24 protein-coding genes and 1 pseudogene are annotated in these 23,618 nt (G+C 42.5%); 18 read left to right on the top strand and 7 right to left on the bottom strand.

Features of this window, described 5'->3' with window-relative positions; translation table 11 throughout:
• Positions 1-112 precede the first annotated feature (112 nt).
• Positions 113-1,513: a carboxy-terminal processing protease CtpA gene (gene ctpA, locus P3L57_RS10655; protein ID WP_044155514.1), complete on the top strand. Its 1,401-nt coding sequence runs from the start codon at positions 113-115 to the stop codon at positions 1,511-1,513.
• A 34-nt stretch (positions 1,514-1,547) separates the two neighbouring features.
• Here the strand turns inward: ctpA and P3L57_RS10650 are convergent, their stop codons facing one another.
• The gene (locus P3L57_RS10650) at positions 1,548-3,038 is read right to left on the bottom strand and encodes a sodium:solute symporter family protein (RefSeq protein WP_069487413.1); all 1,491 of its coding nucleotides are present in this window, start codon (positions 3,036-3,038) and stop codon (positions 1,548-1,550) included.
• The gene (locus P3L57_RS10645; protein WP_044155515.1) at positions 3,038-3,238 is read right to left on the bottom strand and encodes a DUF3311 domain-containing protein; all 201 of its coding nucleotides are present in this window, start codon (positions 3,236-3,238) and stop codon (positions 3,038-3,040) included. Before P3L57_RS10645 ends, P3L57_RS10650 begins: the two co-directional genes overlap by 1 nt.
• 184 nt (positions 3,239-3,422) lie before the next feature.
• Here P3L57_RS10645 and P3L57_RS10640 point away from each other — a divergent pair, with 184 nt between their 5' ends.
• Together P3L57_RS10640 and P3L57_RS10635 are read left to right on the top strand one after the other, a co-directional pair.
• Entirely contained in the window at positions 3,423-4,334 is a 912-nt protein-coding gene (locus P3L57_RS10640) for a ring-cleaving dioxygenase (RefSeq protein WP_044155517.1), read from the top strand.
• Positions 4,335-4,345: 11 nt separating this feature from the next.
• Positions 4,346-4,948, top strand: coding sequence for an alpha/beta hydrolase (locus tag P3L57_RS10635; protein WP_069487343.1), 603 nt, complete (start codon positions 4,346-4,348; stop codon positions 4,946-4,948).
• Positions 4,949-4,993: 45 nt separating this feature from the next.
• Here the strand turns inward: P3L57_RS10635 and P3L57_RS10630 are convergent, their stop codons facing one another.
• Entirely contained in the window at positions 4,994-5,602 is a 609-nt protein-coding gene (locus P3L57_RS10630) for a nitroreductase family protein (RefSeq protein ID WP_024121749.1), read from the bottom strand.
• A 129-nt stretch (positions 5,603-5,731) separates the two neighbouring features.
• Here P3L57_RS10630 and yodB point away from each other — a divergent pair, with 129 nt between their 5' ends.
• Together yodB and P3L57_RS10620 are read left to right on the top strand one after the other, a co-directional pair.
• Complete coding sequence (yodB, locus tag P3L57_RS10625) at positions 5,732-6,070, top strand: transcriptional regulator YodB (protein WP_024121748.1); 339 nt, start codon at positions 5,732-5,734, stop codon at positions 6,068-6,070.
• Positions 6,071-6,251: 181 nt separating this feature from the next.
• The gene (locus P3L57_RS10620) at positions 6,252-6,518 is read left to right on the top strand and encodes a hypothetical protein (RefSeq protein WP_044155522.1); all 267 of its coding nucleotides are present in this window, start codon (positions 6,252-6,254) and stop codon (positions 6,516-6,518) included.
• A 92-nt stretch (positions 6,519-6,610) separates the two neighbouring features.
• Here P3L57_RS10620 and P3L57_RS10615 read toward each other — a convergent pair whose 3' ends face one another.
• Positions 6,611-7,000, bottom strand: a complete 390-nt coding sequence (locus P3L57_RS10615; protein ID WP_059336578.1) for a tautomerase family protein — start codon at positions 6,998-7,000, stop codon at positions 6,611-6,613.
• Between the two features lie 364 nt (positions 7,001-7,364).
• Between P3L57_RS10615 and P3L57_RS10610 the strand changes: the two are divergent.
• A pseudogene (locus P3L57_RS10610) lies at positions 7,365-7,470 on the top strand (transporter); the annotation flags it as partial.
• A gap of 100 nt (positions 7,471-7,570) precedes the next feature.
• Entirely contained in the window at positions 7,571-7,804 is a 234-nt protein-coding gene (locus P3L57_RS10605; RefSeq protein WP_059293282.1) for a hypothetical protein, read from the top strand.
• Positions 7,805-7,837: 33 nt separating this feature from the next.
• On the opposite strand, the gene P3L57_RS10600 is transcribed toward P3L57_RS10605, so the two are convergent.
• Positions 7,838-8,293, bottom strand: a complete 456-nt coding sequence (locus tag P3L57_RS10600) for an Hsp20/alpha crystallin family protein (protein ID WP_059293281.1) — start codon at positions 8,291-8,293, stop codon at positions 7,838-7,840.
• Between the two features lie 98 nt (positions 8,294-8,391).
• On the opposite strand from P3L57_RS10600, the gene rarD reads away from it, so the two are divergent.
• The 4 genes from rarD (at position 8,392) to bshB2 (ending at position 10,673) form a co-directional block, all read left to right on the top strand.
• Positions 8,392-9,288: an EamA family transporter RarD gene (rarD, locus tag P3L57_RS10595; RefSeq protein ID WP_264797779.1), complete on the top strand. Its 897-nt coding sequence runs from the start codon at positions 8,392-8,394 to the stop codon at positions 9,286-9,288.
• A 74-nt stretch (positions 9,289-9,362) separates the two neighbouring features.
• Positions 9,363-9,641: a hypothetical protein gene (locus P3L57_RS10590; RefSeq protein ID WP_044155530.1), complete on the top strand. Its 279-nt coding sequence runs from the start codon at positions 9,363-9,365 to the stop codon at positions 9,639-9,641.
• Complete coding sequence (locus P3L57_RS10585) at positions 9,638-9,988, top strand: YojF family protein (protein ID WP_010334594.1); 351 nt, start codon at positions 9,638-9,640, stop codon at positions 9,986-9,988. Before P3L57_RS10590 ends, P3L57_RS10585 begins: the two co-directional genes overlap by 4 nt.
• Before the next feature lie 19 nt (positions 9,989-10,007).
• On the top strand, positions 10,008-10,673 hold the full coding sequence (gene bshB2, locus P3L57_RS10580; protein ID WP_024121739.1) for a bacillithiol biosynthesis deacetylase BshB2: 666 nt from the start codon (positions 10,008-10,010) through the stop codon (positions 10,671-10,673).
• A gap of 32 nt (positions 10,674-10,705) precedes the next feature.
• Here the strand turns inward: bshB2 and rsbRC are convergent, their stop codons facing one another.
• Together rsbRC and P3L57_RS10570 are read right to left on the bottom strand one after the other, a co-directional pair.
• The gene (gene rsbRC, locus P3L57_RS10575) at positions 10,706-11,554 is read right to left on the bottom strand and encodes an RsbT co-antagonist RsbRC (RefSeq protein WP_069487344.1); all 849 of its coding nucleotides are present in this window, start codon (positions 11,552-11,554) and stop codon (positions 10,706-10,708) included.
• A 15-nt stretch (positions 11,555-11,569) separates the two neighbouring features.
• Positions 11,570-12,928 carry an MATE family efflux transporter gene (locus P3L57_RS10570; RefSeq protein ID WP_069487345.1) on the bottom strand — a complete coding sequence of 453 codons (1,359 nt, stop codon included), beginning with the start codon at positions 12,926-12,928 and terminating at the stop codon, positions 11,570-11,572.
• A 275-nt stretch (positions 12,929-13,203) separates the two neighbouring features.
• Between P3L57_RS10570 and cdaS the strand changes: the two genes are divergently transcribed.
• The 7 genes from cdaS (at position 13,204) to sucA (ending at position 23,613) form a co-directional block, all read left to right on the top strand.
• On the top strand, positions 13,204-13,818 hold the full coding sequence (gene cdaS / locus P3L57_RS10565) for a sporulation-specific diadenylate cyclase CdaS (RefSeq protein ID WP_069487346.1): 615 nt from the start codon (positions 13,204-13,206) through the stop codon (positions 13,816-13,818).
• A gap of 243 nt (positions 13,819-14,061) precedes the next feature.
• Positions 14,062-15,279, top strand: coding sequence for a macrolide family glycosyltransferase (locus P3L57_RS10560; protein ID WP_069487347.1), 1,218 nt, complete (start codon positions 14,062-14,064; stop codon positions 15,277-15,279).
• A gap of 396 nt (positions 15,280-15,675) precedes the next feature.
• Positions 15,676-16,911: a C40 family peptidase gene (locus P3L57_RS10555; protein WP_069487348.1), complete on the top strand. Its 1,236-nt coding sequence runs from the start codon at positions 15,676-15,678 to the stop codon at positions 16,909-16,911.
• A gap of 143 nt (positions 16,912-17,054) precedes the next feature.
• Positions 17,055-17,645 carry a superoxide dismutase family protein gene (locus P3L57_RS10550; protein WP_069487349.1) on the top strand — a complete coding sequence of 197 codons (591 nt, stop codon included), beginning with the start codon at positions 17,055-17,057 and terminating at the stop codon, positions 17,643-17,645.
• Between the two features lie 87 nt (positions 17,646-17,732).
• Positions 17,733-18,623 carry an AAA family ATPase gene (locus tag P3L57_RS10545; protein WP_010334584.1) on the top strand — a complete coding sequence of 297 codons (891 nt, stop codon included), beginning with the start codon at positions 17,733-17,735 and terminating at the stop codon, positions 18,621-18,623.
• Positions 18,624-18,633: 10 nt separating this feature from the next.
• A complete protein-coding gene (locus tag P3L57_RS10540) occupies positions 18,634-20,550 on the top strand; it encodes a vWA domain-containing protein (protein WP_069487350.1) in 1,917 nt (638 codons plus the stop codon).
• 228 nt (positions 20,551-20,778) lie between these two features.
• On the top strand, positions 20,779-23,613 hold the full coding sequence (sucA, locus tag P3L57_RS10535) for a 2-oxoglutarate dehydrogenase E1 component (RefSeq protein ID WP_069487351.1): 2,835 nt from the start codon (positions 20,779-20,781) through the stop codon (positions 23,611-23,613).
• Positions 23,614-23,618: the final 5 nt, after the last annotated feature.

The following is a 23,618-nucleotide window of genomic DNA, read 5'->3' as shown; positions in this document are numbered from 1 at the left end:
GACATAGGTTTATGAAACGATAAAGAAGGGCGGATCTCTATATTTTCTGCTCCGAGTTGACGAATAGGAAATCGTCCATGATAATAATGTAAGAAGAAAAGGTGGTGTTTAATTGAAACGGCAATTGAAACTGTTTTTTGTTGTGCTGATCACTGCGGTTGTCGCTTCAGCGCTGACTTTATTTATTACGGGCAATTCAAGCATTCTGGGCCAGAAATCAACGAGCGCAGGAGATAGTAAGTTCGATAAATTAAATAAAGCGTATGAGCAAATCAAAAGTGATTATTACAAGGAAACAAACGATGACAAATTAGTAGACGGAGCAATTAAAGGAATGATTGAGTCTCTGGACGATCCTTACTCTACCTATATGGATCAAGAGGAAGGAAAATCATTCGAAGAAAGCATTTCTGCATCCTTTGAAGGAATAGGAGCGCAAGTAGAGGAAAAAGACGGTGAAATCCTTATTGTTGCGCCGATCAAAGGTTCACCTGCTGAAAAAGCCGGAATCAAACCGAAGGATCAAATCCTGAAAGTAAACGGTAAAAGCGTAAAAGGCATGAATGTAAATGAAGCCGTCGCTTTAATCCGCGGCAAAAAGGGCACAAAAGTGAAGCTTGAGCTGAACAGAGCGGGAGTGGGAGAGATTGATCTTTCCATTAAGCGCGATACGATTCCTGTTGAGACCGTCTATTCTGAGATGAAAGAAAACAATATCGGTGAGATTCAAATCACTTCTTTCTCTGAAACAACTGCTAAAGAGCTGACAAGTGCGATCGACAGTTTAGAGAAAAAAGGTGCCAAAGGATATATTTTAGACTTGAGGGGCAATCCGGGCGGCTTAATGGACCAGGCGATTACAATGAGCAATCTGTTTATTGATAAAGGTAAAAATATCATGCAGGTTCAGTACAAAAATGGCTCAAAAGAAGTCATGAAAGCGGAAAAAGAACGAAAAGTCACCAAGCCGACTGTCGTTTTAGTAAATGACGGAACAGCGAGCGCTGCAGAAATCATGGCCGCTGCCCTTCATGAATCGTCAGGCATTCCGTTAATTGGAGAAACCACATTCGGAAAAGGCACAGTGCAAACTGCAAAAGAGTATGAGGATGGCTCAACAGTCAAACTGACAATGGCCAAATGGCTGACTGCTGACGGTGAATGGATTCATAAAAAAGGCATCAAGCCGCAAGTGAAAGCAGAGCTTCCTGATTACGCGAAGCTCCCATATTTGGACGCTGATAAAACGTACAAATCAGGCAATACAGGCACTGAAGTCAAAGTCGCTCAGCAAATGCTGAAAGCACTTGGCTATCAGGTGAAGGTAAACAGTACGTATGATCAAGATTTTGTATCAGTCGTCAAACAGTTCCAGAAAAAAGAGAATCTGAAACAAACAGGCGTGCTGACTGGCGATACTACAACAAAACTAATGACAGAACTTCAACAAAAACTGTCAAATAATGATACGCAAATGAAAAAAGCAATTGAAACGCTGAAAAAAGAAATGTAAAAAAGCCATACGCGGCTACCGCGTATGGCTTTTTTTAAGCACCCTTCTGATTCGGATTCGGTTCAGTTTTTTTACCAAATAAACCTTCTTTGACTGAATTTGAACCTGCTCTTTTTACAAACAGCGGATTGAGAATGATTACAGCGATGATATTGGCGGACAATCCCCAGAAACCTTCATAAATGCCGTGTGCAGATTGAGTGATATACACAATAAACGTAACCGCAAGGCCGGCTAATAATCCGATCACTGTCGCCTCTCTCGTTTGGTTCTTCCAGAATAAGCTGACGGCAATCGCCGGGAAGATCTGCACCATACCGGAAACGCCTAAAAGCTGAAGTGTTACTAAGGCAGTCGGGAACAGCATTCCAAATAGAAGAGCAAGACCGATCACGACAAACACCATGGAACGTGTAATAAGGGTCAGTTTGCTTTGTGACACATTTGGATGGATCAAGTCACGGTATAAGTTATTGGCAAATAAATTCGATGCTCCAATAGCCATGATCGAACAAGGGATCAATGAAGCTAGGGCGATAGTGGCGTATGCAAAACCTTGTGCCACGCCGCCGTAAGACGTCTGAATCAGATGCAGCAGCGCCAGTCTTGGATTTGTATCTTCCGGCAGCACAAGAAAAGCGATAAAACCAAGGAAAATAACTAAGATTAAAACGATATTATAAAGCGGCAAAAACATGCTGTTTTTTCTAACTGCATCGGCACTTTTCGCCGTAAATACACCTGTAGCGGCATGCGCCCACATAAAAAGTGCCAAGGCGGATACAATAGATGCTGTAATAAACCAAGGGATGCCTTTTGGGCCCTCTGTCGGTATCGTCAGCATTTGCGGCGCTTCCTTCACCAATGTATCAATCATCGGCGTCCAGCCGTTGAAATGAATAAGAGGGAGGGAAACGACCATAAACAGCATAATCACCCATACTAAAATATCTTTAATAATGGCTGTAAAAGTAGGCCCTTTAATCCCGCTGAAAAACGTGTAAAGAGCAACTAGAATGAATGAGATGATCACAACGAACTTTACGTTGATATAGCCAGTGCCCGCCACCTGAAGCGTATCTTGAATTCCGCTAAGCTGAAGACAGATATATGGGATAAGCATCAGGACACCGACAATTGCAACGAGACTTGCCAACAGCTTGCTGTCAAAACGTTCCCGCGCATAATCAGCGAGAGTTGTTAATTTGTGAATTTTTGCAACTTTCCAAAGTTTCGGCAGGAAGAAATAGGCGATAAAATAAGCCAATACAGAGTAAGGAATAGCAAAAAATGCAACACTTCCGCCTGTGTAAGCCGTACTGGTCAGGCCTAAGAAAGTATATGCCGTGTAAAGGTCAGCGCCTACTAAAAACCAAACGAGAAGGCCTCCAAAACGTCTGCCGCCGACAGACCATTCTTCTACCGAGGTTCGCGATGATTTATCTCTGCCGGCGAGAAATCCGATACAGACAACAGTTAATACGATAATAGCCGTAATCATAAGTGCAGTGAGATTTCCTTGCATCATTCAATTCCTCCATCTTTTTTTTGCACCAGGTAAATGCCAAACGAACATACCGGCGTAATAATAATCCACAGCAGCAGCCAAAAATGGAAAAAAGGAAGGCCGAAAATAATCGGTTCGATTCGATTCACAAACGGCAAAAGTGCAAGCTGAATGAATGGTAAAATGATGAGTATAACAATAAGTGCTTTTTTAACCATTTACTTTCCTCCTGAAAGATGATAATGCTCACTATAATAGCAGTTGTAAGATAAGATCACAACATAATTATTAGAAAAAAATGATTTTTTCAATTATTTAATTAAATCACATGGTTTGCATCGTGCACATTATAGGGTTAAAATAATAAATATCTCGAAATCAAGATAATTTAGGAGTGGAAAGATGAAAACAGAAGGATTGCATCATGTCACAGCATTTGCCAGAGATCCGCAAGAAAATTTACGATTTTATACAGAAGTGCTCGGGCTTCGGCTTGTCAAAAAAACAGTGAATTTCGATGACCCGGGAACATATCATTTTTACTTTGGGAATCAAAATGGAGATCCAGGGACAATTATTACCTTTTTCCCGTTTCAAGGAAGCGGGCAGGGGACGGTAGGGAAAGGCCAAGCCGGCCGGATTTACTTTTCAGTCCCTAAAGGCTCTCTGGCTTTCTGGAAGGAACGCCTTCAAAATAATGGACTGAATGCAGAGGAGAAAATGCTATGCGGGGAACACGCGCTGATCTTTGATGATACAGAAGACCTTCCGTTAGCAATCATGGAAGACGGCGAAAGCGGAAAAAGCGAATGGACACCTGACGGCATTTCAGAACATGAAGCCATCACCGGAATGAGAGGCGTGCTGCTGTACTCCTATGATCCGCAAGCAACGATTCAATTGTTAGCGGAAAGCTTCGGATACAGCAAAGTAGCGGAAGAAGATCAGATCGTTAGACTGAAATCCGCAGCGGCTGTCGGAAACGTGATTGACGTTCATTTGCAGCCGGAAAAAAGAGGCGTCGGCGGTTATGGAACAGTTCATCATATAGCGTTTCGGACAACGAGTGAGGAGCAGGCCAAGTGGCAGCCGATGATTGCTGAAAAACATCTCCCTTCATCAGAAATTCTGGACAGGGAGTATTTCACATCAATTTATTTCAGGGAAAAAGGCGGCATCCTATTTGAGATTGCCACAGATGAACCAGGCTTTATGACAGATGAAACGTTTGATGAGCTGGGGACATCCTTAAAGCTGCCTGAATGGCTGGAGCAACACCGCAAACAAATTACAGATATTTTGCCTGAATTGTAGGAGGGGACATGATGAAGCATATTTTTGAAAAAGGGACATCTGATAACGTCTTACTGCTGTTACATGGAACCGGAGGAAATGAGCATGATCTCTTTTCATTGGGCCGTTTTATAGATCCGGATGCTCATTTGCTGGGTGTCAGGGGATCAGTGCTCGAAAATGGAATGCCGCGCTTTTTCAAACGCCTTAGGGAAGGTGTATTTGATGAAAAGGATCTCGTTGAGCGGACAAAAGAATTGAAAGATTTTATCGACGAGGCGGCACAAACGCATCAGTTTGACCGGAGCCGAGTGATTGCAGTCGGCTACTCAAACGGCGCAAATATCGCGGCGAGCCTGCTTTTTCATTATGCGGATGTTTTAAAGGGGGCTATTCTGCATCATCCTATGGTGCCGATACGGGGGCTTGAGCTTCCCGATATGACAGGGCTTCCTGTTTTCATTGGGGCGGGAAAATATGATCCGCTTTGCACAAAGGAAGAATCGGAAGAGCTTCATCGCTGTTTGCTTGACAGCGGGGCATCTGCTTCTGTTTTTTGGCAGGATGGGGGCCATCAGCTCACACAGCATGAAGCTGAACAGGCTCGCCAATGGTACAAAGATACGTTTCAATAAAAAAACCTTAGTCCGTGTTTATACGGACTAAGGTTTTTCTTAGATTTACAGCCAAGTTGATACTTTTGATAGAGGCAAGCGGTTGCTTTGATGTGCAGGTTTCACTGCTTTCCCGATAGAAATAAGCATCACCGGAACATAGCGCTCGCTGATATCAAATTCCTTTTGGAACTGCTCCTTATTAAATCCTCCGATTGCGCAGGTGTCATAACCTTTCGCTTTTGCGGCAATCATAAGCTGCATAGCAGCCAATGAAGCATTTAAGAAAGCGGAATCGCGTGCGAACTGTTCACTTTGGTAAGCACCGTTAATTTGGCCAAGAAGCGTTTGTTTGATTTCATCCGTAATGAAACCTTGGTTTGCCAGTTCAGCGTAAACGTCTTCACCGTTTTCATTCGCTTTTAGATCGCCTAAAATGGCAACAACAGCAGAAGATTCAACAATTTGTTTTTGATTATATGCTACAGGCAGAAGAGCCGCTTTTGATTCATCGCTGTGGAAAACTGTAAAATGCCAGTGCTGCAGATTCCATGCAGAAGGCGCTTTAGTGGCGAGCTCCAAAAGATCAGTCAGTTCCTCTTTAGAGATCGGGGCATTCGTATCATATTCCTTAACAGATGCCCGTGCTTGCAAAATGTCCAGAGTATCAGTCATAATGTTTCCTCCTTCGGGTAAACGTGGTATGATAATAGAAAAGTTAGAAGCTTACTAAATGTAACTTGAAAGATAATTTTAATGGATCAGTGAATACTTGTCAAACAATAGATGAAGGGATGAAGACTAGTGGGAAATACAATGTGCCCTAAAATGGAGTCAGCTTTCTCATTGCTGGGAAAACGATGGAACGGTCTGATCATCCATGTACTAATGGATGGGCCGAAACGATTTAAAGAGATAACGGAAACCATACCGATGATCAGCCAAAAAATGCTGGCAGAGCGCCTTAAAGAGCTAGAGCAAAACGAAATTGTTGAACGCCGGGTTCTACCCGAGACACCGGTAAAAGTGATCTATACGCTGACTGAAAAAGGAACCGCGCTGCAAGCCGTATTTCAAGAAATGCAAGCGTGGGCCGATCAATTTTGTGAGCCTGGTGTTACAGTGTGCGAAGAAGAGAAATAATGGAAAGTAACAGAGCATCCGCAGAAAGGGTTTGTTTCAGTGAGAAAGTCATGTAAGTGGGTCATACCGTTTACATGACTTTTTATTTTAGGAGCCATGTTATGAATCAGCTTTTATTTTACATATATAAAAAGAGATGTTAGGATGATGTCAACATACAAAAATAGGAAAGGGTCCTTCCGTGAAAAAGTTACTAATAGCTATCCTGTTGTTAATGGGAATCATCATTTATCTTGTTGTTCAAATCAGCAAACCGGAACTCTATCTGCCTGAATTTTATATATACGATCAAAACCCTGTCAGCTTTCATTGGAATTACATAGGCATCGAAACTGGTTATAAAAAGGGAGACCCTGATTCTATCCATCAAATCTGGATCACACCGTTATATTTCGTTTTGCTGGCTGTTTTCATTCTGGTTATTTCTGCTTTTTTGAAAAAGAAATAAAAAAAGAGAGGTCTTGAATAAGGATCTCTCTTTTTTTATTTCATTGACTGGACATTTGCTAAGTGTAAAGCAGATGAAGAAGTTTCACCATCTTATAACTTACCATTCAAAAATTGTGCCTCGCCGAGCCCGAAACTCCAATCAGCATCACCGTTTTCCGTAATGGAAACCATTAGGTCTTCCGGGGAAATACCGCATTCTGCTTCTAGTTTTTCTGCCAGCAAGGCATATAATTTCTCTTTTTGGCTCTTTGTTCTTGTTTTACTTGTAATGCTGATCACGATCAAATCCTTGCTTCTATGAAATCCTAATCCGGTATCGTGAATCACGAGCTCATTCGGGGGGTGCTGGTGCACAATTTGATATCGGTCACTCTCCGGTACGCCAAACGCTTCTACCATCGCTTGATGAGCAGTGTCTAATAGCGATTGTAATGCTTTTTGATCACGGCCTTCTATCAGATCGAAACGTAATAATGGCATTTGAATTCCTCCTTTTGTGACACTGATTTTATCAGCATGTTATCACATTGTTTTGTTATCTGAAGCCAATTGATAGATAAAAACATAACATATAACCAATAATTGATCAATATATAACTACGTTGTTGTCTGACAGCCTATGAAATCATAAATATTATTGGCAGTAATTGATTAGGAGATTAGCATGAAATAATAGTTGATCAAAAGATGACAATTATATCACCACGAAGATCCTATTTCACCAAAAAACGAAAACGCTTTCTAACAAACATCCGGAGATATTGTCAAAAACAACATGAAAATGGAGGTTAGCCATGCCGATGTTTATCATTGCTGCCGGGGTTTTTATTTTGTTATTTCTGACGGCTTGAGCATGAAGGAAACGTTTCACACATGGACGCTGCTCACAACGGTCCTCTCGGTACAGGACTGGACTGGGCTGTTTTTTATTGGCCGAACTATTTTTGTAAATAATGCTTTATCAGTAAAAATCAATATAACAATAGCCCAATCGTTTTTCTTCCTGGATGAATATCTTACATATAGGCAGACATAAAGGAGGAAATAATCATGTACCCTCAACACTCGTATTATCGCGGGAACCCAGGTGCGGCCGGATACCCGGAACGAAACCCTTTTTTGTTTGGCGCTCCTTTAGTCGGCGGTTTATTAGGCGGTTTTCTTGGGAGTGCTCTTTTTAATTATCCGCGTCCCTATGCGTATCCGCCTGTTCCTTACGGTTACGGAGGTGCGCCATACGGCCCCGGAGGACCGTATGGCGGAGGTTATCCCGGTTTCTATTAGCAAAAACGGCCTGCTTCTGTGCAGGCCGTTTTTTTATCGCATAATTTCTACCTCGGACATATTGTAGTCCTGCTGTTTATGAAACATGACTTCCAGATGGCCGTCTTTATATACGGCTTTCGTTCCTTTCCGCTTGACAAGACAGGGAAGATTTACTTTTTTAGGATGGGTCAAACCCGGGAAATGTTCAATCAGTAATGTATGAGATGTATGTTTAATTTTGAGCTGTTCCAGCTGGCTTTCATTTACTGAAACCTTTACAAACACATGGTCTGCTGTTTCGAATATATCGATATCAGGTTCGGTGCGCTGTGTTTTTTCTTTAGTCGGGAGAGGATCGCGAAATGGAAATTGAGCCGCGTAATCACTTCCGAACACACTTTCCATTACACTGTTTACATAATGCTCAACCTCTTTTGGATCGGCCTTTTTTAATGCTTCCTTGGAAAATTGATTTTGGAAAGGAAAGTACTTGTTCCACTCAAACATCTTCGTCACACCTTTCTTCACGGACAAAATAGTATATGCCTGCTCGATCTTTCACGTGATATAATATAAGATGCTCTAAAGAAAGGCAGGGACAAAATATGCATCATTCAGAAACAAAAAAAGGCGTTCTTTATACAGCCGTTTCCTTTACGATGTGGGGGCTGTTTCCGCTTTATTGGAAGCTTCTTGAACAGCTGCCGGCACTTGATATTTTAGCTCACCGTATCATTTGGTCTTTTGTTTTTATGTGTATCGTGCTTTTTTTCTTGCGTCAATGGAAAACGGGGTGGCATGAGCTGCGGTCTTTAAAAAAGAACGGAGGCATACTATCTTTATTTCTCGCTTCAATTCTCATTTCGGTTAACTGGTTTGTATACATATGGGCTGTCAATCATGGATTTCTGCTTGAAGCAAGTCTTGGCTACTACATCAATCCGCTTGTGTCAGTTCTTCTCGGCATTTTGTTTTTAAAGGAAAAGCTGAATCGCCTTCAATTGGTTGCAGTTTCGATAGCGGCAGCCGGCGTTATTATTTCTGCGCTTCAATACGGCTCCATTCCGTACATCGCGCTGCTGCTAGCATTCAGCTTCGGCTTATACGGATTTACCAAAAAAAGAACAAGTCTTTCAAGCGCTATCGGTTTAACGCTGGAGACATTCATGATTATGCCGATTGCATTGGGGTATTTGCTGCTTAGCGGCCATATTCAGCCTGCGGGTGCAGAAAGCGGCGGGGCATGGGTGCTTCTCTTTTTTGCGGGTGTGTTTACCGCGCTGCCGCTCTTATTGTTTGCTGAAGGGGCAAAGCGGCTGCCGCTGTATCAAGTCGGTATATTGCAATATATTGCACCGACCATCACCTTGCTGATCGGGCTGTTCATTTACCATGAGCCATTTTCAAGCTCGAAGGCATTTACCTTTGCCTGTATATGGGCTGCATTAGTCTTGTTTACGTTTTCACAACTGAAATGGAAACGGGCATCAAAAAGCCATTGAGCCTTTGGCTTTTCAGTTTGAGTATATATTATGTATAATCATTTCATGTATGTAAGACATAAAGGAGCAGGACGATGGACAATGATATAGAAATAGTAAAAGCATACGCCTCGCTATGGAACAGCCGCTCTTTCTCAAACGAAGATGCAGAAGCGGTTACAGAGGCAATTGATCTTGAGCTTTTGGATAAGAGAACACATCCGAGACTCCGTAAACCTATGCTGGAAAAATATTACGCTGCTATACAGCGCATTGTGAATTCACAGCTGGAACCGGCTGTCAAATATCAACTGGTCAAATTACATACAGAACGCGTACAGTATTTAAAAGAAGAAAGAGGGGAGCAATTATGAAAGCAATCATAAAAGAAGATGTGCAAGCATCTTTAGAACGATATGCGGACCGCCCTGTATATATCCATTTAGAAACCACAACCGGTTCTTACTCGGCACATTTAAATGAAAAAAACATGACGGTTGTTGCTTATATACGCAATGCGAAGGTAACCTATCATCAAGCTAAAATCAAAGGGAGCGGGCCTTACCGGGTCGGCTTAAAAACAGAAGAGGGCTGGATTTATGCTGAAGGCCTGACTGAGTACACAGTGGATGAAGAAAACCGCTTATTAATGGCAGGACACTTGCCGGGCGGAAAACTGGCAATTTCACTTCAAATCAGTGAAAAACCGTTCACAGTTTAAAGAAAAGGGTGAAAAAATAATGAAAGAACACGTGCTTGTAATCCTGCCTCACCCTGATGACGAATCATACGGTGTGGCGGGTCTGATTGCTTTAAACAGAAAAAAAGATGTGCCCGTTACATATGCTTGCGCTACGTTAGGCGAAATGGGCAGAAATATGGGTGATCCATTTTTTGCCAATCGGGAAACCTTGCCATTATTAAGAAAACAAGAGCTTATCAACGCCTGCAAAGAAATGGATATCAATGATCTGCGAATGCTCGGACTTCGGGATAAAACGCTTGAGTTTGAAGACGATGAATATTTAGCTGATATCATGGAAGAAATCATAGATGATGTAAAACCAAGCTTAATTGTCACATTTTATCCGGGACATGGCGTGCACCCTGACCATGATGCATGCGGGGAAGCGGTCATCCGGGCATTGTACCGCAAAAAGAAAGAAGACCGTCCGCGCACACTATGCATGGCTATTACACGCAATAGGGAAGAGGTGCTTGGCGAAGCAGACGTCGTACTTGATATCAAAGAAGTGGCAGATATTAAAATGAACGCGTTAAGAGCTCATCGCACCCAGACGGAAGGTATGCTCCGAGAGCTTGAGGAAAAACTGAAAAACAATGAACCTGTTATGGCAACATGGTTTGAAGAAGAAGTGTACTGGACATATCAATGGAATGATTAAAAAAAAGAAGGTATAAGGCCCTTGAGGGGACCTTATACCTTTTTTAATTTCAAGTCAGATGCAATCGCTGATGCAAGAGTAGATCTCAGTGAGATGTCCTCAAATGACAAACCGAGCTGAACCGCGGTTTGCGCAATTTCGGGGCGGATCCCCGACAATGTGGATGAAACGCCGATCAAACGCAGCGCCTCAATCAGACTGAACAGCTGGTGGGCAACCATGGTATCAATTACCGCTACTCCGGACAAGTCAATGTAAAGCTGCGTCACCTTTTTTTTCGCACATTGATTCAATGTATTTTCCATGATCAATTTAGCGCGGACGGTATCAATATCACCGATTAACGGAAGCAGTCCCACACTGTGGAACAGCACGATTACCGGGGCGCTCAATTCAGTGATCATATCCTTTTGGGCTTGAAGCTGAAGGCTTGTGTTTTTGTACATTTCTTCTATAAAAATATGAATCACAAGATCAAACGCCTTAATAAGGGTGTGATACAAATCCTCGGCTTCTTCGTTTTTCACGGTATCCTGATTGATATGAACAAAGTCCTTCATATAGGAAATATACAAGTCTCTCACTCTGACAAACTCACGGATAATATAGTGGATAGGCGTTTTTAAATGCTCCTGATCCTGAGTGACTTCAAATGCCCAGGCTTTTAGAATGGGCAAGTATATCTCTTCTTCATCTATAAAGATACGGCTGATCTTATAATTGAAAGCAAGATTCTGGCTCTTTAAATTTTTAATGACGGCCGGGTCTGTTGATGCATAGATTGAATTCGGGTCAGTTTCCTCGATTGTTTCATACCATGTAGAACTTATTTCTTCTGCATGCTGAGACAGATACTCATATAATTTCTGATTTTGTGCCATATCATATCACCTCTTTTAAAATTCCTGTTTCAATAAATAACGCTTCTGCAGTTTAACCAGCCTGAAAAACAGCCCGACTGCTCCTGCCGCTAGCCCTGCAATTAACCCGATCCAATAACCGAACGCGCCAAGTCCTGTAAACGTGCCGACCGCATAACCGACAGGAAGGCCGATAACCCAATAAGAAATAAAAGCGGCTGCAAGTGTATAATTGACATCTTTATATCCTCTGAGGGCGCCCTGAATAGGTGCTGCCACAGCATCGGAAAGCTGAAAAAACAGCGCGTAAATTAAAAAGTGCTGCGTTAGCCGGAGGACATCCTGATCAGAGGTGTACATACCTGCGATTTGCTCTCTGAATAAAAGGATACAGGCAGCTGTTAACAAAGAAAAGCCTACTGCCATCATGATGCCGATAAAGCTGTAAGAGCGAGCGTCTTTAAAACGAGCTGCTCCGGCCTCAAACCCGACAACTATCGTTAAAGCCATGGACACACTGAGCGGCAGCATATATAAAAGTGACGCAAAGTTCATGGCGGCCTGATGGGACGCGATGGTTACTGTATTGAAATGGCTCATCAGCAAAGTGACAGCCGCGAAGATGCTCGTTTCAAAAAACACGGCAAACCCGATGGGCAGTCCGATTTTCAGCATATTTTTGCACGCTTCCCAAGAGAACTTATACATGGTAAGGAAAATGCCATATTCAGAAAACGGCGCTGCTTTATGAATGATGATAAAACTGATGATACAGATGCACCAATACGTAAGCGCTGATGCAATTCCGGCGCCGACTCCGCCAAGGGCAGGCATGCCGAATTTTCCGAAAATAAATACGTAGTTTAACACAAAATTAATCGGCAGTGAACATAGTGTAATCATCATGGTCACTCGTGTTTTTCCTAATGAGTCAATGAACGATCTCAAAACGGTGTAAACAAATAAAGGGAAAATCCCCAAAGATAAAAACCCTAAAAAGTGCTTAGCAATGTCATATACGTGTGCCTCAAGGTTCAACCGGGACAGAACAGGATCAACTATTCCATATCCAACCGCTAAAACGGCGATGCTTAGAAGCGCGGCCACATACACAGCCTGTAAGACAGTAAAGGGAATTTGTTTGGTTTTATCAGCGCCTAATAGCTGAGCGACAATCGGCGTGACAGCCATTAATATACCTGCCAGTCCAGTATAGACAGGCGTCCAAAGACTTGATCCAATGGCCACACCGGCTAAATCGGCGGCGCTGACTTTCCCTGACATCACCGTATCTAAAAAGGTCATGAGAGAAAGCCCCGCCTGAGTGATTAAAATCGGAATTAAAATGTGTAAAAGCTGTCTTATCTTTTGTCCGGCGTTTTTGGTTTCTTTCATACATTGATCCCCGTTTCTTTATCATAACGAGAGAAATTATAACATTTTATGTATAAAAAGCAATGAACGCCTGGCCTATTCTTTTTTTGTCGGTTTCGTTTTTCTAAACATTTGGGCATAAATAAAAGAAAGCGAAATAACGCCTAAAAAGGTGCAGATATATTGAATGATTCTTTCCATTTCCATTCTTTACATACCTCCTTTACCAATAGAATGTACATCAATAAGATAAGCATGCGTGCAAAGTTGAAAATATGAAAAGGAGATGAAGGCCCATGCATTACGAACAGATGACAGAAAGTGTATTCACGGCAAAGATACAATCGCATTTAGAACAGATATTAGGGGATGCTTCTCTTATTTTGAAAACGTTACACGAAAAAGATCAATGCCTCCTTTGTGAATTGGATGACTTGGGACGTATTTTTCAGAATATGCACGGCATTGCCTCATCTTTTTATTTGCAATCATATATTGAACAATTTACACCGTCATTTGTGGAACTGGCCAAGGCGATTAAAAATTTATCGGAAAATAAGCATGGCGCGTTAATTGTCATTGAAAGGACAGACCCGGTTGACAAATTTATTCAAAAAGGAACATCGCTTCATGCAGAAATCAGTGCTTCATTAATTGAAAGCATCTTTTTCCCGGGAAACCCTCTTCATGACGGCGCTTTATTAGTGAGGGATCATACACTCGTCTCAGCTGGAAACGTTCTCCCGCTGACGACAAAAGAAGTGGATATTCATCTGGGGACCAGGCACCGTGCGGCTTTGGGGATGTCTGGATATACAGATGCGCTTGTGCTGGTTGTTTCTGAGGAAACAGGCAAGATGTCGTTTGCGAAGGACGGTGTGTTATATCCGCTCATCTCACCGAGAACATAAAAATAAACAAAAGGACCCGAACAGCTTTCGTCTCATGAGACAAAATGACTGGAATTGAACTCTTTTTTAAAAGCATTCATGCCATACTGAATGCTTTTTTTCTTGGAAATAGAAAGTCGGGAAATGTAACCTAGTATAAAAGTTACATTGGATTAATATTAATAAAGTTAAATACTTTACCTGATTTTGTATTTATAGTACCGTATAAAATATTACATAAATTTTAACGGAAGGGTGTGCCGCATGGCTAATGTATTAATGATCGGTTTTCCGGGAGAGGGCCATATTAATCCGTCTATCGGTGTAATGAAGGAGCTGAAATCACGAGGAGAGAACATTACTTACTATGCAGTAAAGGAATATGAAGAAAAAATCACCGCGCTTGATATTGAATTTCGTGAATATAACGATTTTAGAGAAGATTATTTCGGAAAAAACGCAACTGGTAATGAAGAAAGAGATTTTGCCGAAATGATATGCGCCTTTTTGAAAGGGTGTAAGGACATCGCCACCCATATTTATAATGAAGTGAAAAACGAATCATATGATTATGTCATATATGATCACCATTTCCTGACCGGTAAAATCATTGCCAATCTGCTGAAACTGCCTAGATTTTCATTATGTACGACCTTTGCGATGAATGAGGATTTTTTAAAGGAAATGATGGACACCTTCAATAGCAGACCATTTGAAGACTCACCTTATTATGAATCCTATCAGCAGCTCGCAGAAACCTTAAATGCCGAGTTTCAAGCGGGCATTACCAAGCAGTTTGACGTTTTTTCGTCCGATGGAGATTTGACGATTGTCTTTACGTCAAGAGAATTTCAGCCAATGGCTGAGCAATTCGGAGAAAATTATGTTTTTGTTGGTCCTTCAATTGCAAAAAGAGCCAAAAGCAATGACTTTCCATTCGATCAGATTGACAATGAAAACGTGCTGTTTATTTCTATGGGAACTATTTTTAATAATCAAAAAGAGTTTTTCAATCAATGTCTCGAGGTGTGCAAAGACTTTGACGGAAAAGTTGTGCTGTCCATTGGGAAACATGTTAAACAAAGTGAGTTAAACGATATTCCTCACAATTTTATTGTGCGCCCGTATGTGCCACAGCTTGAAATTCTGAAAAGAGCCAGTTTGTTTGTCACCCACGGCGGAATGAACAGCACAAGCGAAGGCTTGTATTTTGAAACACCGCTCATTGTCATTCCGATGGGAGCTGATCAATTCGCTGTCGGAAAACAGGTGGAACAAGTAGGTGCGGGGAAAGTGCTGAAAAAAGAACAGTTGTCTGAAAACCTTCTGAAAGAAACCATTCAAGAAGTGATCAGCAATCCTGTTTATGCTGAGAAAGCAAAAGCAATTGGTCAGTCACTGAAAGCAGCAGGCGGTGCTGAAAAAGCTGCCGACAGCATTCTTGAATATGTTAAACACAATACTCAATCAGCTAACGCATAGTGTATACAGCCTGTTCATTTGTAATGGACAGGCTTTTAACTGTTTCGGAAAGCTGGGCAGAGTTGCAGTCAGAAGAAGGGATTTGACACTTTGATAGAGAATTGAAAGAAAAACAGACAAGAAAGGAGGGAAATCTGCTTCTTTCATCAGCATAAACCAATCATTTTACCCCCGCTTAAATAGTTCCTTAGACTTTCGATAAACCTATACAAATTATGTAAAGTATTAGGTGTTTATCTAAAGGTTTAAGGTCGAACGAAGCTGAATTTGCTGCCGATCTATATAAATTAGTTTATAACGCTAAAAAAGTGACGATAAAACGTATGTGTGCCATTTTTGGAAACAGAATACTAATTATTTCTGTTTGTCTCATAAAAAGTTTAGGAGGTTAAATGAATGAAAAAGAAGATCATAGCCGGCTTGGCTGTTTCCGCTGTTGTTGGGTCATCGATGGCAGCAGCACCCGCGGACGCAAAAACGATAAAGGTGAAAAGCGGTGACTCTCTTTGGAAACTTTCGCGCCAGTATCATACGAGTATTTCAGCACTGAAATCAGAAAACAAATTGAAATCGTCAATGCTTTATGTCGGCCAAAGCCTTAAAGTTCCTGAAAGCAGCAAAAAAAGCAAAACATCCCCATCAAACTCAAGCAAAACGTCAACATACACCGTAGCATATGGTGATTCCTTATGGATGATTGCCAAAAATCATAAAATGAGTGTTTCAGAGCTTAAAAGCTTAAACAGCCTGAGCAGTGATTTGATTCGTCCCGGCCAAAAACTGAAAATGAAAGGGACAAGCAGTTCAAATGGTTCGAATGGGCAGAAAAAAAGCAACGGTTCAATTTCTGCAGGCTCATCAAAAGGTACATATACTGTAAAGCTTGGTGATTCTCTGTGGAAAATCGCAAACAGTTTAAATATGACGGTGGCCGAATTGAAAACCTTAAATGGCTTAACATCAGATACACTTTATCCTAAGCAAGTATTGAAAATAAAAAAAGGCAGCTCATCCAATAGCGGTAGCAGCGGTTCCAAAAAGCCGTCAAACTCAAATTCTTCAAAAACAACTACATACAAAGTGAAATCAGGTGATTCGTTATGGAAGATTGCGAATCAGCTGGGCGTCACTGTGCAAAGTATTCGTGATAGAAACAATTTGTCTAGCGATGTGCTGCGAATCGGACAGGTTCTCACGATTTCAGGAACGACTAAATCAAATCATTCCAATAAGACAGTTCCGAAAGACAAACCAGGATCAAACGTTCAAATAGGAACAAAGATTGACAGAATGATAACGGAGGCAAAAAAATATGTCGGTGTTCCGTATCGCTGGGGCGGAAATACGCCTTCCGGTTTCGATTGCAGCGGTTATATTTATTACCTCATTAATAAAGTATCATCTATTTCAAGGCTGAGCACGGCAGGGTACTGGAATGTGATGCAAAAAGTCAGCCAGCCGTCAGTCGGAGACTTTGTTTTCTTTACGACGTATAAATCCGGACCGTCTCACATGGGGATTTACTTGGGCGGCGGCAATTTTATTCATGCAAGCTCCGACGGTGTGGGCATTTCCAATCTCAGCAATTCGTATTGGAAACAGCGCTACCTGGGAGCACGAAGCTATTTTTAAACTTTGAGCATCGACATTAGACAGACGGGGCGTTTGGGCAGGACGTCCTGCTGCCCTAATGTAAAAGCCTTTTAAAAGGCTTTTTTTAGTTTATATCGGAATATGATTGACCAAACTGTTAGAAAAAACAAGGGGGAGACAGCATGAATCGTTTCTTGCTCCTTATCGTGCTGACGGCACTGGGTCTTGCGGGATGCAATCAGGAAACACCTCCTGATCATCCGCGGCGGGTACCGGAAAAAAAGGTAATAGAAACCTCAGCGTTTCGTCATCAGATTCAGCTGGTCAATAGAGAAGGCAAAAAAGTCGGGTTTATTGAAATAAAAGAGTCAGAAGACGAAGGGCTCGATTTCCACATCTCAGCACACAGCCTGACACCTGGGGCTTCACTCGGGTTTCATATTTATGAAAAAGGATCATGTGTCAGACCGGATTTTGAATCCGCGGGCGGACCTTTTAATCCGCTGAACAAAGAACACGGCTTCAATAATCCGATGGGACATCATGCCGGAGATCTTCCGAATCTTGAAGTCGGCGCAGACGGGAAAGTAGATGTTATTATGAATGCGCCTGAAACCTCTTTACAAAAAGAAAGCAAATTGAATATTCTCGACCAGGATGGCAGCGCGTTTATTATTCATGAACAGGCTGACGACTATTTGACGAATCCGAGCGGAAACTCAGGAGCGCGAATTGTCTGCGGAGCGCTTTCTGGCAATAACGAGAAACAGTAATATAGCGGGAGCCCTTTTGTATTGAGCATACAGGGGCTTTTTTAGTATACTCGTTAATGGAATACGAATAGGAAAGGAAACCTGTCTATGACATCTCAATTGCAGCACTTAACATTGCCGGAAGATATACAAAATAAGCTTTTATCATATAAAAGCCAGCCGATTTCTCCAGAATTTCAATCGCTTATCGGGACATCAGGCTATGAGGCGGAGGATGAAGCCATTTTATTCGATGCCATTATCGCATTAGCGATGGGGAAAAATATCCTGTTAAAAGGACCTACAGGCTCAGGTAAAACTAAGCTGGCAGAAACATTGTCCAGCTATTTTCATAAACCAATGCACAGTGTCAACTGCTCAGTTGATTTGGATGCTGAAGCGCTGGTCGGCTATAAAACCATTGAAAATCAATCTGGCCAGGCGACGATCGAGTTTGTCTCGGGACCTGTGACAACGGCCATGAATGAAGGCCACTTTCTTTATATAGATGAAATTAATATGGCAAAACCGGAAACCCTGCCCATCTTAAACGGTGTATTGGACTACAGAAAAATGATGACAAATCCGTTTACAGGAGAAGTCGTTCGGGCAAAAGAAGGGTTTGGAGTCATCGCTGCCATCAATGAAGGCTACGTCGGAACCGTTCCGCTGAATGAAGCGCTTAAAAACCGTTTTGTCATCATTGATGTGCCGTATATTAAGGGCGAGCTGCTGAAACAAGTACTCATGTCTCAGTCTGCTCTTCATGATGAGAAATTGATTGACCGGTTTATCACGCTGTCTTCTGATTTGATCGTTCAGGCCAATAACGGGCAGGTGTCTGAAGAAGCGGCATCCATCAGAGCTTTAATTGATACGTGTGATTTAGCCGCTTATATTCCGCCGCTACGCGCCATCGAACGCGGAATTGTAGAGAAGCTTGACGATGACCGTGAAAAGGCGGCGGTCCGAAATATCGCAGAAACTCTGTTTGAATGAGGGATGTGCGATGAAATTTATCAAATTTAATGACAGCACAATTGACTCGTTTTTATTTATGATGCTGACCGATTTGGCCAAAACGCTCACCAAAAGTGAGGCAGTGGAAGTGGAGTATGGCGTTCAGTCCTACTACAACCCATTTGAAAAAAAAATCTACATGAGCCACTTTTGGAAGGACAGAGCAGCTGAAGATATGGAAGCAGGTCTCAAAAGCGATGTCTACCTTCGATCGGTCGGAACAAAATACAGCTCGCTGCAAGAGTTTGCGAGCCTTTTGGATTATATCCAGCACAATCTTACGTACAAAAGCTTTGCCAAACAGCTGTTTATGCTGCTTGAGGACATCAGAATTGAAGAATGTATCAAACACGAGCGTCCTGGGACAAAGCATGTATTTGCAAAACGAAAAGACATGTACAGAAAACATTTCTCCACGCAGCTGACTTTAAATTTAGAACGAAGCATTTTTACGGATGCGCTCTTTTGCGCCATGTATGTCAAGCTGACTGCGGAATCGCCTCTGGAAGCCATCCCGTCTATGCGTGATGATATTGATCTGATGCGTCCGTTTATCGAACAGCAGCTCTTGCGTGTGTATGAAGCTGATTCTACACATCACGTTCTGAAAATTGTCGAAGATATCATGGACGGACTTGAAGAGGTGCTTGATAAAGACATGCTGAATACCTACTTCTTTTTGCCTGAGTTAGATTATGCAAAAGCTGCAGAGCAGCCGTTATTTGAAGAAGAGAAAAAAGCGCCGAAGCTGAGCGATGACATAACGCTTCCGAAAAAGTCAGACGGCGATGAAGATATTCACGATGAAGAAATGCCGACTTGGCACCGTGAAACAGAAGCGCCGTCTAAAAGCTTCCTTCAATTTGATATTGAACACGGCGCAAAATCTGATTTAGGAAAAGATGCTTCTCGAGAAGGGGACGATGGAGACCAGGCCCTCGGCTCTGTTCAAGGTTCAGCCAGACAGACAAAACGAAAAGACTATTCCAAACTGGAAGCGCTGGAGTCCAAAAAAGACCAGCCGAACGGTGCGGGTCTTGCCGACGGAAAGGAAAATAAATTCGCGTTTGCGATTTATAAAGAACCGCAGCCTGCAACACAAGATGAAGAGCTTTCTTATAAACAGCAGGCAAAATCGATCGAATCGTATCAGAAGCGTTTGAAACAGATGATTCAAAAAACGCTTGAACACAAAAAAACGCTGCCAAGGACTGAACTTCACGCGGGCCGTCTGAACAACAAGCTTCTCCGTTATTTTACGGAGCGGAATCCGCGTCTTTTTTACAAAAAACAAGAGCCTTCTTCAGAAATTGACGCTGTTTTTACATTGCTGGTCGACTGTTCAGCAAGCATGTTCGACAAAATGGATGAAACGAAGCGGGGAATCGTATTGTTTCACGAAGCCCTGAAGTCGGTAGCAGTCCCGCATCAAATTGTCGGTTTCTGGGAGGATACAAACGATGCGACCGAAACGAGTCAGCCGAACTATTTTAATACGGTAATTCCATTTCAGTCATCCTTAAGACAGGCGGCGGGACCGGCGATTATGCAGCTTGAACCTGAGGAAGACAACCGTGACGGCTATGCGATCAGGCAAATGACGAAAAAAATGCTGCAGCGGAGCGAGGCGCAAAAATTCTTAATCGTGTTCTCTGACGGAGAGCCGGCCGCATTTGGTTATGAGCAAAATGGAATTGTCGATACAAGTGAAGCGGTTATCGAAGCTCGAAAAAGAGGAATAGAAGTCATAAATGTTTTTCTCTCCAACTCGGAAATTGAAGAATCACAAATGAAAACGATACAGGATATGTACGGGAAGTTCAGTATATTTGTCCCGGATGTCGATCAGCTTCCGGATGTACTGTATCCGCTTCTTAAAAAACTGCTCCATAAAAGCATAGGATAACCCTTTATTCTATGCTTTTTGGCGTTTCTTTTTTTAAATGATTAAATTTTTTGTTTTTTATAAAGGTTTTTTACTATTTTGTGAACAATCAAGGTAGAATCAAATTGCAAACAGTGGTAAAATATCGTTGGAAGCGTTTTTATTACATAATTTTGGACACAGCGTTCGAAAGTTATTTTAAGATAGTGAATAAATCACTTGATTATCTAGGTTGGGGGTAATATTCAAATGTTTCAAAATAATATGAAACAACGAATGAATTGGGAAGATTTTTACGGTCCGAACCTCGGTTATGCCCTGGAGCTTTACGATCAGTACACCCAGGATCCGAACAGCATTGATCCGGATCTGAAGGAAATGTTCGACGAACTCGGAGCTCCTCCAAGCGATATAAAAGAGGCATCGGGAACAAAAGAAAAGGGACGTGTTACAGCCGATCTGATACAAAAGATCGCATCAGCAATCAGACTTGCAGAAGATATACGAACCTATGGCCATTTGAACGCTTCCGTCAATCCGCTCAGAAAGGATGGGAAAAAGAGCGAGCTCTTTCCATTATCCGATTACGGGCTAACAGAAGAGGAAATAAAAGAAATACCTGCGTCGGTCATTTGTAAAGACGCTCCTACAAACATTACGAACGGTTTAGAAGCCATTCAATATTTACGAAATACGTATAAAAGAACCATCTCATTTGAATTTGATCATGTACACGACTTTAAAGAGCGCGAATGGCTGACTCAAAAGATTGAATCCGGTGAATTGTTCCAAAAGAACTCAGCCGAAAAGCTGTCAGCTGTGCTGGAGAGACTGATGGAAGTAGAGGGATTCGAGCAATTTTTACATCGGACCTTCGTCGGGCAGAAGCGTTTTTCAATTGAGGGTCTGGACGCTCTCGTTCCAGTGCTTGATGACATTATTGCACAATCTGTCAAATCAGGTACAACGAGCGTCAACATCGGTATGGCGCACAGGGGCCGCCTGAATGTGCTGGCACATGTGCTGGGCAAACCGTATGAAATCATCTTCTCAGAATTCCAGCACGCGCCGAACAAAGATCTTGTCCCGTCTGAAGGATCAATCGGCATCAGCTACGGATGGACGGGGGATGTCAAATATCATCTGGGAGCGAACCGTGAGCTTCATGACGCTGAAACGAAGTCAGCGCGCATTACGCTGGCGAATAACCCGAGCCACTTGGAATTTATCAATCCGATTGTTGAAGGCAGCACAAGAGCGGCGCAGGAAACAAGAACACAAAGCGGATATCCGGTTCAGGATGAAACAAAATCACTTGCGATTTTAATTCATGGAGACGCTGCGTTCCCGGGGGAAGGAATTGTAGCTGAAACATTGAATTTAAGCTCTTTAAAAGGGTATCAAGTCGGCGGTGCGATTCATATTATCGCCAATAACATGATCGGATTCACAACAGAAAGCGCTGAATCAAGATCAACAAACTATGCCAGTGACCTGGCGAAGGGCTATGAAATTCCGATTGTTCACGTAAATGCGGACGATCCTGAAGCCTGTCTTTCAGCTGTTAAGTTTGCGGTAGAATACCGAAAAACATTCAACAAGGACTTTCTGATTGACTTGATCGGGTACAGACGCTATGGACACAACGAAATGGATGAGCCGTCAACTACTCAGCCGATGCTGTATGACGCTGTAAGAAAGCATCGGACTGTCAAACATATTTTCGCGGAAAAGCTCGTTAAAGAAGGGGTGCTAACCGAGGAAGTTGTTCAAAACATTGAAAAGTCGGTAACGAAACGCATAGAAGACGCTTATCAAAAAGTGCCGGCTAAAAAGGAACATATCGCCAGTGAAATAGAACTTCCGGAACCTGTTTCAAACGGCTTTCCGGATGTAAATACATCTATTGATTTTGATGTGCTCCGCAAGCTGAATGGCGAACTGGTCAATTGGCCGGAGTCGTTTAATGTATTCGGTAAGCTAAAACGCATTTTGGAAAGACGGGCCAAAGCGTTTGATGATGACAGAAAAGTGGAATGGTCATTGGCTGAATCTCTCGCGTTTGCTTCCATTCTGAAAGACGGAACACCGATTCGATTAACAGGACAGGATTCTGAGCGCGGAACGTTTGCCCAAAGAAACCTTGTGCTTCACGACAGTGAGACAGGCAAGGAATTTGTGCCGCTGCACCATTTGTCAGATTGTGACACATCATTTGCCGTTCATAACAGCCCGCTGTCTGAGGGATCTGTACTCGGTTTTGAATACGGCTATAATGTGTATTCACCTGAAACACTTGTCCTTTGGGAAGCGCAGTATGGGGATTTTGCCAATGCTGCTCAAGTGTACTTTGACCAATTTATTTCTGCCGGACGAGCAAAATGGGGCCAAAAATCCGGATTAGTGATGCTGCTGCCGCACGGTTATGAGGGACAGGGCCCTGAGCATTCAAGCGGTAGAATCGAGCGGTTCCTGCAGCTAGCTGCTGAGAATAACTGGACGGTTGCCAACCTGACAAGCGCCGCTCAATATTTTCATATATTAAGAAGACAGGCTAAAATGCTGCTGCGTGAGGAAATTCGTCCGCTCGTCATCATGACGCCGAAGAGCCTTCTGCGCAATCCGAATACCGTTTCTGAAGTGCAGGAGCTCAGCGAAAGCCGCTTCCAGCCTGTTTACGAACAGTCAGGACTTTCTCATGAGTATGAAAAAGTAACGCGGCTCGTATTATCCAGCGGTAAAGTATCTATAGACATCAGCGATCATTTCAACAAGTTAGAAGACGGGAAAGAGTGGCTTCACATTGCGAGAATTGAACAGCTGTATCCATTCCCTGCAAAAGGAGTCAAAGAATTATTTGCAAAGCTTCCGAACCTTAAAGAAATCGTTTGGGTTCAGGAAGAGCCGCAGAACATGGGGGCTTGGAGCTACATCAGCCCTTATTTGACAGAACTTGCACCAGAAGGAGTAAGCGTTCAATATATTGGACGAAGAAGACGATCCAGTCCTGCAGAGGGAGATCCGACAGTTCATAAAAAAGAACAGGAACGTATTGTATCTGATAGCTTGACTCGCAAAAACTAAGGGGG

This window comes from Bacillus sp. B28, from assembly GCF_029536185.1.
Lineage (GTDB): Bacteria > Bacillota > Bacilli > Bacillales > Bacillaceae > Bacillus > Bacillus halotolerans.
Note: the sequence above shows the minus strand (reverse complement) of the source record. Positions and strands in the feature narration are given on the sequence as shown.

Coding starts and splice junctions, on each gene's coding strand:
- P3L57_RS10650 (WP_069487413.1), bottom strand. CDS start 3,038: ATGCAAGGAAATCTCACTGCACTTATGATTACGGCTATTATCGTATTA.
- P3L57_RS10645 (WP_044155515.1), bottom strand. CDS start 3,238: ATGGTTAAAAAAGCACTTATTGTTATACTCATCATTTTACCATTCATT.
- P3L57_RS10640 (WP_044155517.1), top strand. CDS start 3,423: ATGAAAACAGAAGGATTGCATCATGTCACAGCATTTGCCAGAGATCCG.
- P3L57_RS10635 (WP_069487343.1), top strand. CDS start 4,346: ATGAAGCATATTTTTGAAAAAGGGACATCTGATAACGTCTTACTGCTG.
- P3L57_RS10630 (WP_024121749.1), bottom strand. CDS start 5,602: ATGACTGATACTCTGGACATTTTGCAAGCACGGGCATCTGTTAAGGAA.
- P3L57_RS10615 (WP_059336578.1), bottom strand. CDS start 7,000: ATGCCATTATTACGTTTCGATCTGATAGAAGGCCGTGATCAAAAAGCA.
- P3L57_RS10605 (WP_059293282.1), top strand. CDS start 7,571: ATGTACCCTCAACACTCGTATTATCGCGGGAACCCAGGTGCGGCCGGA.
- P3L57_RS10600 (WP_059293281.1), bottom strand. CDS start 8,293: ATGTTTGAGTGGAACAAGTACTTTCCTTTCCAAAATCAATTTTCCAAG.
- rarD (WP_264797779.1), top strand. CDS start 8,392: ATGCATCATTCAGAAACAAAAAAAGGCGTTCTTTATACAGCCGTTTCC.
- P3L57_RS10590 (WP_044155530.1), top strand. CDS start 9,363: ATGGACAATGATATAGAAATAGTAAAAGCATACGCCTCGCTATGGAAC.
- P3L57_RS10585 (WP_010334594.1), top strand. CDS start 9,638: ATGAAAGCAATCATAAAAGAAGATGTGCAAGCATCTTTAGAACGATAT.
- bshB2 (WP_024121739.1), top strand. CDS start 10,008: ATGAAAGAACACGTGCTTGTAATCCTGCCTCACCCTGATGACGAATCA.
- rsbRC (WP_069487344.1), bottom strand. CDS start 11,554: ATGGCACAAAATCAGAAATTATATGAGTATCTGTCTCAGCATGCAGAA.
- P3L57_RS10570 (WP_069487345.1), bottom strand. CDS start 12,928: ATGAAAGAAACCAAAAACGCCGGACAAAAGATAAGACAGCTTTTACAC.
- cdaS (WP_069487346.1), top strand. CDS start 13,204: ATGCATTACGAACAGATGACAGAAAGTGTATTCACGGCAAAGATACAA.
- P3L57_RS10560 (WP_069487347.1), top strand. CDS start 14,062: ATGGCTAATGTATTAATGATCGGTTTTCCGGGAGAGGGCCATATTAAT.
- P3L57_RS10555 (WP_069487348.1), top strand. CDS start 15,676: ATGAAAAAGAAGATCATAGCCGGCTTGGCTGTTTCCGCTGTTGTTGGG.
- P3L57_RS10550 (WP_069487349.1), top strand. CDS start 17,055: ATGAATCGTTTCTTGCTCCTTATCGTGCTGACGGCACTGGGTCTTGCG.
- P3L57_RS10545 (WP_010334584.1), top strand. CDS start 17,733: ATGACATCTCAATTGCAGCACTTAACATTGCCGGAAGATATACAAAAT.
- P3L57_RS10540 (WP_069487350.1), top strand. CDS start 18,634: ATGAAATTTATCAAATTTAATGACAGCACAATTGACTCGTTTTTATTT.
- sucA (WP_069487351.1), top strand. CDS start 20,779: ATGTTTCAAAATAATATGAAACAACGAATGAATTGGGAAGATTTTTAC.